The organism is Methylobacterium mesophilicum, from assembly GCF_036441335.1.
Classification (GTDB): domain Bacteria; phylum Pseudomonadota; class Alphaproteobacteria; order Rhizobiales; family Beijerinckiaceae; genus Methylobacterium; species Methylobacterium mesophilicum_B.
In genome coordinates this window covers 171,297-184,449 of sequence record NZ_MLBW01000009.1, presented here as the reverse complement: position 1 = coordinate 184,449, position 13,153 = coordinate 171,297, and the positions used below count along the sequence as shown (strand labels likewise).

The 13,153-nt window shown below is 73.1% G+C and carries 13 protein-coding genes and 1 pseudogene; 9 read left to right on the top strand and 5 right to left on the bottom strand.

Going from position 1 to position 13,153, the window contains the following annotated elements:
* Positions 1-41: 41 nt before the first annotated feature.
* The 7 genes from MMR14E_RS07625 to MMR14E_RS07595 all read left to right on the top strand — a co-directional run bounded on the left by MMR14E_RS07625 (position 42) and on the right by MMR14E_RS07595 (position 6,685).
* Positions 42-1,268, top strand: coding sequence for a transglycosylase SLT domain-containing protein (locus MMR14E_RS07625; RefSeq protein WP_331313582.1), 1,227 nt, complete (start codon positions 42-44; stop codon positions 1,266-1,268).
* Between the two features lie 592 nt (positions 1,269-1,860).
* Positions 1,861-2,097: a DUF6894 family protein gene (locus MMR14E_RS07620; RefSeq protein WP_331313538.1), complete on the top strand. Its 237-nt coding sequence runs from the start codon at positions 1,861-1,863 to the stop codon at positions 2,095-2,097.
* Positions 2,098-2,214: 117 nt separating this feature from the next.
* Complete coding sequence (locus MMR14E_RS07615; protein WP_331313537.1) at positions 2,215-3,276, top strand: MBL fold metallo-hydrolase; 1,062 nt, start codon at positions 2,215-2,217, stop codon at positions 3,274-3,276.
* A gap of 152 nt (positions 3,277-3,428) precedes the next feature.
* A complete protein-coding gene (locus MMR14E_RS07610; RefSeq protein ID WP_331313536.1) occupies positions 3,429-5,048 on the top strand; it encodes an ABC transporter substrate-binding protein in 1,620 nt (539 codons plus the stop codon).
* A gap of 98 nt (positions 5,049-5,146) precedes the next feature.
* A complete protein-coding gene (locus MMR14E_RS07605) occupies positions 5,147-5,392 on the top strand; it encodes a hypothetical protein (RefSeq protein ID WP_331313535.1) in 246 nt (81 codons plus the stop codon).
* A 195-nt stretch (positions 5,393-5,587) separates the two neighbouring features.
* Entirely contained in the window at positions 5,588-6,001 is a 414-nt protein-coding gene (locus MMR14E_RS07600; RefSeq protein WP_331313534.1) for an EF-hand domain-containing protein, read from the top strand.
* Positions 6,002-6,364: 363 nt separating this feature from the next.
* Entirely contained in the window at positions 6,365-6,685 is a 321-nt protein-coding gene (locus MMR14E_RS07595) for a hypothetical protein (RefSeq protein WP_331313533.1), read from the top strand.
* Positions 6,686-6,775: 90 nt separating this feature from the next.
* On the opposite strand, the gene pcaD is transcribed toward MMR14E_RS07595, so the two are convergent.
* Both pcaD and MMR14E_RS07585 read right to left on the bottom strand, forming a co-directional pair.
* Complete coding sequence (gene pcaD, locus MMR14E_RS07590) at positions 6,776-7,573, bottom strand: 3-oxoadipate enol-lactonase (protein WP_331313532.1); 798 nt, start codon at positions 7,571-7,573, stop codon at positions 6,776-6,778.
* Between the two features lie 82 nt (positions 7,574-7,655).
* Positions 7,656-7,928 carry a DUF2061 domain-containing protein gene (locus MMR14E_RS07585; protein ID WP_331313531.1) on the bottom strand — a complete coding sequence of 91 codons (273 nt, stop codon included), beginning with the start codon at positions 7,926-7,928 and terminating at the stop codon, positions 7,656-7,658.
* 205 nt (positions 7,929-8,133) lie between these two features.
* Between MMR14E_RS07585 and MMR14E_RS07580 the strand changes: the two genes are divergently transcribed.
* On the top strand, positions 8,134-8,403 hold the full coding sequence (locus MMR14E_RS07580) for a hypothetical protein (protein ID WP_331313530.1): 270 nt from the start codon (positions 8,134-8,136) through the stop codon (positions 8,401-8,403).
* Between the two features lie 55 nt (positions 8,404-8,458).
* Here the strand turns inward: MMR14E_RS07580 and MMR14E_RS07575 are convergent, their stop codons facing one another.
* Positions 8,459-8,836, bottom strand: a complete 378-nt coding sequence (locus MMR14E_RS07575) for a hypothetical protein (protein ID WP_331313529.1) — start codon at positions 8,834-8,836, stop codon at positions 8,459-8,461.
* A 114-nt stretch (positions 8,837-8,950) separates the two neighbouring features.
* On the opposite strand from MMR14E_RS07575, the gene MMR14E_RS07570 reads away from it, so the two are divergent.
* Positions 8,951-9,379 carry a DUF1810 domain-containing protein gene (locus tag MMR14E_RS07570; RefSeq protein ID WP_331313528.1) on the top strand — a complete coding sequence of 143 codons (429 nt, stop codon included), beginning with the start codon at positions 8,951-8,953 and terminating at the stop codon, positions 9,377-9,379.
* 4 nt (positions 9,380-9,383) lie between these two features.
* On the opposite strand, the pseudogene MMR14E_RS07565 reads toward MMR14E_RS07570, so the two are convergent.
* Positions 9,384-11,950 (bottom strand): annotated as a pseudogene (locus MMR14E_RS07565) (PBP1A family penicillin-binding protein).
* Between the two features lie 160 nt (positions 11,951-12,110).
* A complete protein-coding gene (locus tag MMR14E_RS07560; RefSeq protein WP_331313526.1) occupies positions 12,111-12,773 on the bottom strand; it encodes an HdeD family acid-resistance protein in 663 nt (220 codons plus the stop codon).
* Between the last annotated feature and the right edge of the window lie 380 nt (positions 12,774-13,153).

Sequence of the window (13,153 nt, the reverse complement as noted above, 5' to 3'; positions counted from 1 at the left end):
GAGCCGGGCGGACGCAAGGACCGATCTGAAGAGGACCAATGATGGGGGTTTTCCCGGAGCCGGCGCGTCGCGCCGACGACGTGAACCGACTCGTGCCGCGGACCCTGACCGGCACGGGCGCTTTCGAGGACGAAGCCGTGGCGTGGCTGCCGCGGGCCGGGCGCAGAGCAGGGCGCCGGTCACTTCGCCGCACCGGCCTCGGCCGGATCTCCGGGACGCTGGCCCTCGGGCTCGTCGCCGGGTTCGGCCTGCCGCAGGCCGCCTTCGCGCCCGCCTACTTCGCGCCGGCCGCCCAGGCCCACGACCGAGTGGACACCAGCCCGCGCGCCGCGCAGGCCCTCGCTCAACCCGCATCCGAGCCCGCGGTTCCCGCCGAGGCGCCCGCGGCCCCGGCAGAGGCTGCCTGGAACGGCCTGCCCGTGCCGGAGCAGGAACCGGCCACCACGGCCCTGATCCAGGACGACCTCGCGGCCCTGCCGCGGGTGACGCAGGATCAGGACGCGGTCAAGTTCGGCGAGCGCAGCGTGCCGCGCACGGTGGTCGACACGATCGTCAAGGCCTCCGACGAGGCTGGCGTCGATCCCGTCTACATGATGGCGCTGGCCGACAAGGAATCGAGCTTCGACACCCAGGCGAAGGCCGCGACCTCCTCGGCGCAGGGCCTGTTCCAGTTCGTCGCCCGCACCTGGCTGGAGATGATCCGCGACTACGGCGCGCGCTACGGGCTCGCCGACGAGGCCGCGGCCGTGAAGGGCCGGGGCGCCGCGATCACCGTGACGGGCAGCATGCGCGCCCGGGTGCTCGGCCTGCGCAACGACCCGCGCGTCGCCGCCCTGATGGCGGCCGAGCTGATCAAGCGCGACCGCGACCGGATCGAGGCCCGGGTCGGGCGCGCGCTCACCACGACCGAGCTGTACCTCGCCCATTTCCTCGGCACGGCGAGCGCCGGGCGCTTCCTGTCGCTCTCCTCCGAGAAGCCCGACGAGGTCGCCGGCCGCGAGTTCCGCACCGCGGCGCGGGCCAATCGCGGCCTGTTCACCGAGAAGACGGGCGGCAAGCGCCGCAGCCTGACCGTGTCCGAGCTGCACGACCGGATCGACGGCATGATCGACCGGCGGCTGACCCGATACCAGGGCGTGGCGGCGGTCGCCGAGGCCCTCGACAAGGCGCCGGCCCAGAGCGACGTCGCCGCCACCGAGGAGACGGCTCCGGTGGCCGGCAATCGCCGCGTCGAGGTGACGGAGGCGCTGCCGCCGGACGGGGTGTGAGGACCCCGCCGGGCTGCCGGCTTTCCTGAGCCCGTCGGTTCGGCGCCTCGGTGCGCCGGATTCGTCGGATCGCCCGCCCTTCCCGCTCGATCTCCCGACGAAGTCGCCCAGGCATCATCCCGGGCTTCGTCGCCGGACCCGGACGCGCCGAAGCGGCGGGACCCGGAGCCCGCCCGACTCGGATCGGGGCGGTCGCCCACCCCGTGGCGCATCGGGCGCGAGGCCCCCTCTCCTCCCGAATCGGCCCTGGCCGAGTCGGGCTCCTCGATGAGCAGCGCGGGCCGGCCCGTGATCCCTCCGGAGAGCGACCGAGCGAGGGGTGCGACCTCTCCGGAAAGACCCGATCCCTCACCCCAACCGCCTCCCGCACAGGAGACAGGTCCACGCCGAGTCCGGATCCCGGGCTGGCCCGCGGCGCCCCCCCGGCGCGACGGGGCGGATCGGGTGAGTCCCATCGGGGCCTGGACACCGGATCCTGACCGGCCGCCGAGGGACCACCGCGCGGCCTCAAAGCTCGGCTTTTAAGGCACTGTTAACCATAGCAAGACCAATCCTGTCGGCAGACTACTTCTCTTAGAGATGCTTGGCGCCGATGCCCCGCTACTTCATCGACCTGCACGACGGCGCGCAGCCGATCCACGATGAGGTCGGGTTCGACCTGCCGGACCTGCCGGCGGCGCGCGCGAAGGTCACGCGCATCATGTCGGCGATCGCCCGCGACATGCTGCCGGACGTCGAGCGTCAGGATTACGTGGCCTGCGTCCGCGACGGCGTCGGCAAGGTGGTCTACCGGGCGCGCCTGTCCCTCGCCGCCGAGATGGTGGAGTGAGCGGGACCTGCTCCGCGCGGCCGTCGTCCCCCTGAGACCGCGCCGAGCCCGCCCTGAGGCGCGCGGCCGCGCCGGGGCAGCGCTTGACCGCCCCCCGGTTCCGGCCATCTCGGATCCATGAAACGGCGCAGCCTGCTCACGGTCGCGAGTGCGGCCACGGTCATGACGCTCGGCGGCGTCGGCTACGCCGCGCACCGGCGCGGCCGGAATCCCTACTACCGCGGCCCGACCTCCGACCATTTCGACGGGCTGCGCTTCTTCCGGCCGGGTCAGTCGACCGACAAGGCGCTCCCCGACGTCCTGCGCTGGCAGGCCAAGCGGCAGCGCGAGCCCTGGCCGAAGAGCTTCCCCAGCCCCTACCCGGCCGACCGGCCGCCCGAGCGCGTCGAGGGCTTGCGGGTCGTGCTGATCGGCCACGCGAGCTACCTCGTGCAGGTCGCCGGCCGGAACATCCTGATCGACCCGGTCTTCGCCAAGCGGGCGAGCCCGGTCCGCTTCGCGGGGCCGAAGCGCGTCAACCCGCCGGGCATCGCCTTCGCCGACCTGCCGCCGATCGACGCGGTGCTGATCACCCACAACCACTACGACCATCTCGACGGGCCGAGCCTCGCCCGGCTCTGGCAGGCGCACCAGCCGCTGATCGTGGCGCCGCTGGGCAACGACACGATCCTGCGCGGCTACGACGACACGATGCACGTCGAGACCCGCGACTGGGGGCAGTCGGTCGATCTCGGCGACGGGCTGCAGGTCCACCTGACGCCCGCGAACCACTGGTCGGCCCGGGGCGTCAACGACCGGCGGATGGCGCTGTGGTGCGCCTTCGTGATCACCTCGCCCCGCGGCGTGCACTACCATGTCGGCGACACCGGCTTCGGCGACGGCGCGCTCTTCTCCGACGTGAGGGCCCGCTTCGGGCCGCCGCGCCTCGCGACGCTGCCGATCGGCGCCTACGAGCCGCGCTGGTTCATGCAGGCGCAGCACGTCGACCCGGCCGAGGCCGTGAAGGTCCTCACCCTGCTCGGCGCCGAGCAGGCCCTCGGCCACCACTGGGGCACGTTCCAGCTCACCGACGAGGGCGTCGAGCGGCCCGCCGAGGCCCTGGCGGCGGCCCTCGGCGGGGCCGGCATCCCGGCCGAGCGCTTCCTGGCCCTGCGGCCCGGCCAGGTCTGGGAGGCCTGACCCGGGCGGCCGTCCGGACGCGCCGGCGGCCATTGGGCACGATGCGTGCATCATTCTGTATGCAGCATGGGGTGGAGGCCCGGGCAGCGCCGCCGCGCGCCCGAGGGCGGTGCCGTTCCGTGCGGCGCCCGCGCCTTCAGCCGAGAGACACGATGGACCCGATCAAGCCGACACGCCGATCCCTGATGGCCGGGGGCGTCGCCCTGGCGGCACTGGGGGCGGCGGGCCGGGCCGGCGCGCAGGGCGCGGCCCCCGGCACCCTGACCTACGGCATCTCGATGACCGACCTGCCGCTGACCGCCGGCCAGCCCGACCGGGGCGCGGGCGGCTACCAGTTCACCGGGCTCACCCTCTACGATCCCCTGGTCGCCTGGGAACTCGACGTCGCCGACCGGCCCGGCAAGATGGTGCCCGGCCTCGCCACCGCCTGGGAGGCCGACCCGGCCGACCCGAAGGTCTGGACCTTCCACCTGCGCGAGGGCGTGGCCTTCCACGACGGCTCGGCCTTCGACGCCGACGCGGTGATCTGGAACTTCGACAAGGTGCTGAACAAGGAGGCGCCGCATTTCGACCAGCGGCAGGCGGCCCAGGTCCGCCCGCGCCTGCCCGGGGTCGCGAGCTACCGGAAGCTCGACGCGAAGACCGTCCAGGTCGTCACCAAGACGCCCGACAGCCTGTTCCCCTACCAGATGCTCTGGTTCCTGATCTCGTCGCCGGCGCAGTACGAGAAGGTCGGGAAGGACTGGGCGAAGTTCGCCTTCGAGCCCTCGGGGACCGGGCCGTTCCGGATGGGGCAGCTCGTGCCGCGGGTGCGCCTCGAGCTGCTGCCGAACGTCGGCTATTGGAACCCGAAGCGGGTCCCGAAGCTCGCGAAGCTGACCCTCAGCTGCGTGCCCGAGGACCTCGCCCGGGTGAACGCGCTCCTGTCCGGCAGCGTCGACCTGATCGAGGCGCCCGCGCCCGACGCGGTGCCGCGCCTGAAGGGGGCCGGCATGCGGGTCGTGGGCAACGACACGCCCCATGTCTGGAACTACCATCTGTCGATGCTGGAGGGATCGCCCTGGCGCGACCTGCGCCTGCGCAAGGCCGCCAACCTCGCCATCGACCGCGCGGGCGTCGTCGAGCTGATGGGCGGCCTCGCCCAGCCGGCCGTCGGGCAGGTCCAGGAATCGAGCCCGTGGTTCGGCAAGCCGGGCTTCAAGATACGGACCGACGTCGAGGCGGCGCGCAAGCTCGTCGAGGAGGCCGGCTACTCGGTGAAGAACCCCGTGAAGGCCACGGTCCTGATCCCGACCGGCGGCACCGGGCAGATGCTGTCGCTGCCGATCAACGAGTTCGTCCAGCAGAGCTGGGCCGAGATCGGCATCCAGGTGGAGTTCAAGACCGTCGAGCTGGAGGTGGCCTACACGGCGTGGCGCCAGGGCGCCGCGGATCCGAGCCTCAAGGGGATCAGCGCCGGCAACATCGCCTACGTCACCTCCGACCCGTTCTACGCCATCCTGCGCTTCTACGATTCGCGGCAGATCGCGCCGAACGGCGTGAACTGGAGCCACTACCGCAATCCCGAGGTCGATGCCCTCTGCGACAAGGTGAAGGCGAGCCTCGACGTGGCCGAGCAGAACCGGCTGCTCGCGCGCATTCACGAAATCGTCGTCGACGACGCCGTCCAGGTCTGGGTGGTACACGATACCAATCCGCACGCGCTGTCACCGCGGGTCAAGAATTACGTCCAGGCGCAGCACTGGTTTCAGGACCTCGCGACGCTCGCCTGATCCGGCCGGATCTGTGACGGGCGCGGGGAGAACAGGACAACATCGGGAACGATCGGTGCGGAGACGGGTTTGACCTCGAACGCACGACGGAGAGTCCCATGAAGACCCTGCTTGCCGGCGCCGTCCTGGCCGCCTCCCTCGCGAGCGTCATCCCCGCCGCGGCGCAGCGTATCGAGATCGGCCCAGACGGGCCGAGCGTCGACCTGCGCTCCCGCGGCCAGCGGGAGCGCGACTTCCTCCGCGAAGAGTATCGGCGCGACCGCGCCTACGAGGAGGATCGCCTCTACAGGCGCCAGCGGTTCGACGACGACCGCCCGGTGATGCGGCGCGGCTACGGATACTGATTCGCCGCGCGCCGCGCCGCGCGGCGATTGTGCGCCCTCTTCGGGGGCCGGCTCGCGCCGGCCCCCTTCTCTTTGCCGATCCGCCGGCGATCGGCCCGAGACAGCGCGCGCCGCCCACAGGCCGCATTTCGCACTTGCAGCACGGCGAATCGGCGACTAGGAAGATCAAGCATCAAATTTTGGGAGCATCTGGCAATGACCCTTCGTTTCATCAGTGGCTTCGCGGCGGTCACCCTCGCGGTGTGCGGCTTCTCTGCTCCGGCCGCGTTCGCCAAGCCGATGAGCGGGGCGAGCGCCGTCAAGATGATCGACACCGACAGCGACGGCACGATCGACATGAAGGAGGTGGAGGCGGTGGCCTCGGCGACCTTCGACCGCCTCGAGAAAGACTCGGACGGCACGCTCGACGCCAAGGAGCTGAAGGGCCGCCTGAGCGCGGCCGGCGTGAAGCAGGCCGATCCGGACAGCGACGGCACCCTCGACAAGAAGGAGTACCTCGCGGCCGTCGCCGAGCGCTTCAAGCTGGCCGACCCGGACAACGACGGCACGCTCGACGCCAAGGAGCTGAACTCCAAGGCCGGCAAGGCTCTCCTCGCCCTGATCAAGTAAAACCGACCGGACGTTCCCGATGGAGCGTCGATGAGCGAGGCCCCCGCGGCGCTGATCGCGGGGGCCTCGCTGCGTCTTGACCGACCCTTCACCTTCGTCGAGCCGCGCAAACCCGTCGGTTTTTCACGTAAAAGTTGTGGATTGCCGCGACTGTTCCGATCCGGCTCCCACCGCGACCGGACGCCGGGCGGCAGCGCCGCAGCGTCCGGTCGGGCGCGCCGGCGAACCGATCGGCGTAGCGTCCGGCGCGTTGTTGAGCCACCGGGGAGATGCGACGCTCGACCGCTCGCTGTGTACCTTCCGGGGGAGTTGACGGTTCGCAACCTGTAGGTGCACCCTCGCGACGGTTGAGGGACCAACACGATGCGCAACGGCTCACCCGAGGACGAAGCGAACGCGCGGCGCCGCGCGGAACTGGGCGCGCTTGCGGACGGGACTCACGGTTCGACGGCGGTCGACGCGCGCGACCGGGGTGCCGCGAGCGACGCCGAGGCCGCGGATGCGGATGCGGAATCGTCAGACCTGCTCGGCGACCTCGGCGACACGCTGCTCGCCGCCTATCGGCTGGCCGAGCAGGACGGAGACCCGCTGACCGTCGCGCTGCTCGGACAGGCGCTGCTGCGCACCGGGCGGCGTTTGGCGCACGGCATGTCGCCCGCCGATGTCGGGATCGCCTGTCACTGAAGCGCGGCCGAGGCGCGGCGCGCTCGCGGCGCGCGATCCCCGCCCCTGCGGCGACCGCGCGGTCGATGCCGAGCGCCCCCCCGGCTANGGCTACGTGCCCGGGGCGGCACGGTCGAGGAAGGCGCGCAGGTAGCCGCCGACCGCGTCGGCGCGCTCGACGGCGAGCAGGTGAGCCGCGCGGGGCAGCACGACGAGCTCGGCCTGGGCGATGCCGCCGCAGATCTCCTCGGCCATGGCCGGGGGCGTCGAGGGATCGTCGCGGCCGGCGATCACCAGGGTCGGCGCGATGATGGCTCCGAGCGCCGGCCGGAGATCCATCCGCCCGATCGCCCCGCAGCACACCGCGTAGCCGGCCGGATCGCAGGCCAGGAAGCGCGCGCGGACCGCCCGCACCGCCTCGGGGTCGCGCGCCGCGAAATCCGGCGTGAACCACCGTCCCAGCGTCGCCTCGACCACGGCCGCCGTCCCCTGCGCGCGCACGGTGGCGGCGCGCTCGTCCCAGCTCTGGCGGCTCGGCAAGCAGGCCGCCGTCGCCATCAGGGTGGCGCTGAGCGCCCGCCCCGGGTCGGCGCTCGCGAGCGCCTGCACGGTCATCCCGCCGAGCGACAGCCCGACCAGATGGGCCCGGCCGAGGCCGAGGGCGTCCAGCAGGCCCGCGAGGTCTCCGGCCAGGTCCGCGATCGCCGCGGGCCCGTCGCGCGTCTCCGATCCGCCGTGGCCGCGCGTGTCGTAGCGCAGCGTCCGGTAACGTCCCGCGAGCGCCGGCATCAGCGCGTCCCACATCTCCAGGGTCGCGCCCAGCGAGTTCGAGAAGGCGACGACCGGGGCGCCCTCGGGCCCGTCGAGGTGGTAGCGGAGGCCGAGTCCTCCGACGGTGATCTGCGGCATACGGCTCTCTCCGGTCCGGGCTCTTCAGGATGTCGCGGCGGCGGGGTTGAGCGGGCCGGCCTCGCGGCCGCCCGAACGGCTCTCAGGTGCGCCCCAGGGGAATCAGCCCCCAGCCGCGTTCGTGGAGGTAGTACAGCACGGTCTTGGTCACGGTCTCGGTCGAGGCGATCGAACCGGCGACGAGCACGCTTCCGGTGAACAGATAGGACAGCAGCAGCGTGTCGAGGCTCCCCACGACGCGCCAGCTCACGGCCTTCGCGATCGAGCGGAGGCGGCTCTCCCCGGCCGGAGGCGCGCGCGTCCGCGCGGGCTCGGGCGCGCGGACGTGTTGGGTCGGGACGTCGTCTGCGGGCATGCGGGCTCCCTGCTGTCCATTCGAAACACCGGCGGCGGCGCGGGCCATGAGGGGCACGCACCCGAGGCCGCCCCGCCGGATCTCCGGGCGCGCGGATGACGATGCCGCGAGCCCGGCGATCCGGAGGACCGTCTCCAACATGGGCTAATGCACCGCCAGCCGAAACGCTCGACAAGTGCGGTGACGAGGCCAGAGGAGATCAGCGATGCACGAGCCCGCGATCGGCGACGCCGCGATCCGTCCGGCGGAGTTCTGGGACACGGTCGGCGGTCTGGTAACCGCGAAGGTCGAGCCGGTGATCGGCCGGGCCGACAGGCAGCGCAGCCCGGTGATCGACTATTTGCGCGACCTGGAGGCCCTGGCACGGCGGCAGTGCAGCAGCCGCGAGACGGTCCAGATCATCGCCTCGGGCCGGCGGCTGCTCGGGGACCGGAGCGAGATCGGGCCGTCGGACGGGCCGTTCACCCGCGCCTGAACCTGGCACCGGCGCACGCGATCGCGCGCCGGGCCGGGCGAGCTGCCCGTCAGGATCACCGGCACCCCGGCGGCCGAAGGGGCGCCGCGCGGGCCGTCCGCGACCGGATCAGGTAGATCGTTGCCGCGACCGCCCAGGCCGCGCAGGTCGGCGCCACCCATTGCTGCAGGTTCGGCAGCGACCAGCCGTACAGGAACTCGGCGCCGAGATGCGCCTGCACGGCGTCCCAGCCGGCGTGCTTGATGTCGTGCTCCCGCTGCCCGGCCTCGCGGCCGTAATAGTAGGTCGAGACCACGAGCGCCGCGACGCCTTCCGGGCGGGGACTGCGCAGCAGGATCAGCGCGGCCGCCACTCCGGCGGTCTCGGGGATCGCCGTCAGCGCGTGGCTCACCGCCGGGTTCGCGACCATGAAGGCGACGAGCGTTCCGAGCATGGGCGGCGCATACACCAATCCCGGGACGGCGTCTGCGGCGGCGCGGCCGCGCGCCTGCATCCCCGACCGGCGCCGCGCGGTTGACCGGGCAGGACCGGAGCATCGGAGCCGCGCATGACCGACACCTACGAACTCGGCCGCTTCGTCGCTGCGCAGGAGGGCGTCTACGCGCGCGCCCTGGCGGAATTGGAGGCCGGCGACAAGCGCAGCCACTGGATGTGGTTCGTCTTCCCGCAGATCGCCGGGCTCGGCGCGAGCCCGATGGCCCAGCGTTACGCCATCGGGTCCCTCGCCGAGGCCGAGGCCTACGCGGCGCACCCGGTGCTCGGCGCGCGCCTGCGCGCCTGCACGGCGGCCGTCAACGCCGTCGCCGGGCGCTCGGCCCACGCGATCTTCGGCTCGCCCGACGACCTGAAGTTCCGCTCCAGCATGACGCTGTTCGCCCGCGCCGTGCCGGGGGAGCCGCTCTTCGCCGAGGCGCTGGCGCGCTACTTCGACGGCGTTCCCGACCCGCGGACCATGGCGGCGCTCGGGGCGGACTAGGATCTCACCGGCCCCACAGGCCGACCCGCTCGGCGCGGGCCTGCTCCTCCGCGCCCAGGAGGTCCGGCGGCGCGTCCTCCGAGGCGCGGGCGCCGCCCGCCGCCAGGATCAGCCCGGCGAGGTCGTCGCCCTCGATGCGGCAGCGGGCCGTGGGCCCGTCGGACAGGCCGGTGCACACCACCTCGCGGCGGCGCAGGTAGCTGGCGAGCTGGCGGGCGAGGTGACCGCGCTCGCCGACCACGCCGAGGAGGCGCACGACCCGCCCGCGCAGGTTGAGGGTGCCGGTATCGATCACCTCGGGCACGCCGCGGACCTCGCCGACGGCGGCCGGCTCGGCCGCCGTCGGCGAGGTCCGCCGGCTCGGCCGCGGGCGCGGGTGCCGCCGCCCGGGCCGGCTCGGCCCGCTCCGCCGAGGGGCGTGGCTTGCCCTTCGCGAGCTTCTCGGCGGCGCGCTGGACGAAGTCGTGGAAGATCCCGGCCGGCATCTCGCCGCCGAACATGCGGTTCATCGGGCTGTCGTCATCGTTGCCGACCCAGATCCCGACCACGAGGTCCGGCGTCATGCCGACGAACCACGCGTCGCGGAAATCCTGGCTCGTGCCCGTCTTGCCGCCGATGATCTGGCCCGGCACCCGCGCGGCGCGGCCGGTGCCGGATTCCACAACCGCCTGCAGCGAGTCGAGCATCATGGTGCGCGGCTCCTGCGCCAGCATCGGGCCCGGGGCCGCGTCGGCGCGGACGTAGAGCGGTTGCGGCGCGGCCCCGCGGATCGCCTGGATGCCGTAGGCCTGGAGCGGGGTGCGTCCGGACAGGACCGAGCCGTAGGCGCGGGTCATCTCCAGGAGGCTCACGGCACCCGAGCCGAGGACGAGGCTCGGCACGTTGGGCAGGTCCGACTGGATCCCGAGCTTGCGGGCGGTGGCGATCACCGCCGGGATGCCGACATCCTGCCCGAGCTGGGCCGCCACGGTGTTGATCGAGAGCGCGAAGGCGGTCCGCAGGGGCACGGGCCCGCGATAGCGCCCGTCGTCGTTCTCGGGCTGCCAGTCGCCGATCTGGACCGGGCGGTCGACCATCACGGATTCCGGTGTGTAGCCCTTCTCGTAGGCCGTCAGGTAGACGAGCAGCTTGAACAGGGAGCCGGGCTGGCGCTTGGCCTGGACGGCGCGGTTGAACTGGCTGTCCTCGTAGTCGCGGCCGCCGACCATGGCGAGGATCGCGCCCTCCTTCGACAGCACCACCATGGCGGCCTGGCCGACCTTGCGGCGGGCGCCGTCCTTGTCGAGGCGGCGGGCCACGACGCCCTCGGCGAGGCTCTGCAGGTCGAGGTTGAGTGTCGAGCGCACCGTCATGTCGCCGTCGGTGCCGGCGAGTCGCTTCACGTCGCCCGCGATCATGTCGAGGAAGTAGTTGGTCCCGGGCGGCGCCTCGGGGGGCGACTTCAGGGTGACGCTCTGCTTGCGCGCGGCGTCGGCCTCTCCCTGCGTGATGGCGCCGGTCTCGACCATGGCCTGGAGCACCACGTCGGCGCGCTCCTTGGCGCCGCCGAGATTGCGGGTCGGGGCGAGCTGCGAGGGCGCGCGCACCAGCCCGGCCAGCATGGCCGATTCCGGCAGGTTCAGCGCCTTGGCGGGCTTGCCGAAATAGCGCCGGGCCGCCGCGTCGGCCCCGTAGGCGCCGGCGCCGAAATAGGCAGCGTCGAGGTAGCCGAGCAGGATCGCGTCCTTGCTCATCGTCGACTCGACCCGCAGCGCCAGGAAGGCCTCCTGCACCTTCCGCCAGAGCGTCTTCTCCTGGTTGAGGGAGATCAGGCGGACATATTGCTGGGTGATGGTCGAGCCGCCCTCGCGCACGCCGCCGCCGCGGAGATTGCGCCACGCCGCCCGGGCGAGGCCGCGCAGGTCGATCCCCCAGTGGCTGTAGAAGCGGCGGTCCTCGATCGCCACGATCGCCTGGGCGAGGTGCGGCGGCAGGTCGGCCGCGGTGAGTTTCTCGCCGCGGAAGCTGCCGCGGGTGGCGAAGACCCGGCCGTCGTCGGCCTCGACGGTGATCGCCCTCTGGCCGGTCTCGACCACGGCGCCGCCCAGCGGCGGCAGGCTCACGAAGGCCGCGAACAGGTAGATCGCCAGCGCCAGGACCGGCAGCAGGACCACCGCGGCGGCGGCGAGCAGGACGGGGTGCCGGCGGCCGAGGAGCGGGCGCGCGCGCCGGTTCAGGACGCGCGCGTCCGTCCCGGCGACGGAAGACGGGCGCTCNGGGGCGCCAGGGGCTCGGCGGCGCGGACCGGGCCGGTCAGGATGGCAGTGGTGGCGGTGAGGAGGGCGAGCGCGCGGATCATGGCCGACAACCGGCGGGCGCGCCGGCGGTGCCGGGCCCGTTGACGGTGTCGCACCCCGCGCGCCATCAAGCGCCATGACGCGCGCGGACACGCCCTGGCGGGCCACGATCCTCACCCTCTACCCGGAGATGTTCCCGGGCGGCGAGCCGCGGGTCCGGGGCATCGGCGGCGGGATCCGGCTTCGGCGGTTTCGGCCCGTCGGCCGGGGCGCGTTCCGGCGCGTCGGGCGTCATCGTGGTGCGTGTTCCGGGACCGGCCGATCCGGCCGACCGAGCCTTCTAAGCCGCATCCGTCCCGGTGTCCCGCCGGTGCGGGGTCGCGGGACCGGCGGGGCGTCGATCGCGCCGCGACCGTGTGGATCGGGCCACGGCGGCCGATCCGGTCCCGGCCGGCTCACCGGCCGAGCGGCGCTCCCGGACCGACGGCCCCGTGCTGGCTGCGCAGCTTGAAGGCCAGGATCAGCAGGAGGATGCCGAAGGCGAAGGTGTAGGAGCCGATCCACCACGTCAGCACCAGCGCCGACATGCCCGGGTTGATGAGCAGCGCGAGCCCGAACAGGATCGACACGACGCCGCCCAGGACCAGCCACCAGCGCCCGTAATGGAGGTGCAGGCGGAAGGCCGCGGCGATCATCAGGCCGCCGGTCACCAGCGCCCAGACGGCCAGCAGCAGCACGAACGCCCAGACGGCGGCGGCCGGCACGAGCACTGCCGCGACGCCCACGACGATGTCGACGAGGCCCTCGATCAGCAGGAAGCCCCACCGCTCGTGGCGCTGCGCGGCCCGGACCGCGCCCACGACGGCGAAGACGCCGTCGGCGAGCATGTAGGCGGCGAAGAACAGCACCAGGGAGAGCACGAAGGCGCCCGGGGCGATGAACGCGACCGCGCCGAACAGGATCGCGATGACGCCGCGCAGGGCGACGAGCCACCAGTTCCGCGCCAGCGCCGCGCTCATCGCGTCGAGGCGCGCCACCCCGACGAGCGGGATGCCGGAGGGCGTGGTCGCGGGACCGGATCCGGGGCGGTTCGGCGTCGGGGACGGGCTGCTGGTCATGGCGAACTCCTGGGCCTTGAGCCGGGAACGGCAAAGGTTCCGGGCGCAGAACGCCGCAGTGCGGCATGCGTTCCTAGGCGGGCTGATCTGCGCATGGAACCTTGAGCCTGCGGCCGGCTTTTGCTGCCTGAGGCGGGCGATGCGACAAGCCCGGTCACTTTCGGGTGGCCGGCCCATCGGGCGACGACTTCCCATGTTTGACGATCAGCGGCACCTCTCCGAGGACGAGGCGCGCCCGCGGCCTGCCGACGGCCGGCCCGTCGCGCGCGAGCGCGACGTGCTCGATCTCGGCCGCGCCGCGCCGGCCGCGGACCGCGGGACCGACCGCGAGACCGCGCGCGAGCCCGGCGCGGACGAGGCCGGCGACGCGTCCGGTCGGC

Coding starts and splice junctions, on each gene's coding strand:
- MMR14E_RS07625 (WP_331313582.1), top strand. CDS start 42: ATGGGGGTTTTCCCGGAGCCGGCGCGTCGCGCCGACGACGTGAACCGA.
- MMR14E_RS07620 (WP_331313538.1), top strand. CDS start 1,861: ATGCCCCGCTACTTCATCGACCTGCACGACGGCGCGCAGCCGATCCAC.
- MMR14E_RS07615 (WP_331313537.1), top strand. CDS start 2,215: ATGAAACGGCGCAGCCTGCTCACGGTCGCGAGTGCGGCCACGGTCATG.
- MMR14E_RS07610 (WP_331313536.1), top strand. CDS start 3,429: ATGGACCCGATCAAGCCGACACGCCGATCCCTGATGGCCGGGGGCGTC.
- MMR14E_RS07605 (WP_331313535.1), top strand. CDS start 5,147: ATGAAGACCCTGCTTGCCGGCGCCGTCCTGGCCGCCTCCCTCGCGAGC.
- MMR14E_RS07600 (WP_331313534.1), top strand. CDS start 5,588: ATGACCCTTCGTTTCATCAGTGGCTTCGCGGCGGTCACCCTCGCGGTG.
- MMR14E_RS07595 (WP_331313533.1), top strand. CDS start 6,365: ATGCGCAACGGCTCACCCGAGGACGAAGCGAACGCGCGGCGCCGCGCG.
- pcaD (WP_331313532.1), bottom strand. CDS start 7,573: ATGCCGCAGATCACCGTCGGAGGACTCGGCCTCCGCTACCACCTCGAC.
- MMR14E_RS07585 (WP_331313531.1), bottom strand. CDS start 7,928: ATGCCCGCAGACGACGTCCCGACCCAACACGTCCGCGCGCCCGAGCCC.
- MMR14E_RS07580 (WP_331313530.1), top strand. CDS start 8,134: ATGCACGAGCCCGCGATCGGCGACGCCGCGATCCGTCCGGCGGAGTTC.
- MMR14E_RS07575 (WP_331313529.1), bottom strand. CDS start 8,836: ATGCTCGGAACGCTCGTCGCCTTCATGGTCGCGAACCCGGCGGTGAGC.
- MMR14E_RS07570 (WP_331313528.1), top strand. CDS start 8,951: ATGACCGACACCTACGAACTCGGCCGCTTCGTCGCTGCGCAGGAGGGC.
- MMR14E_RS07560 (WP_331313526.1), bottom strand. CDS start 12,773: ATGACCAGCAGCCCGTCCCCGACGCCGAACCGCCCCGGATCCGGTCCC.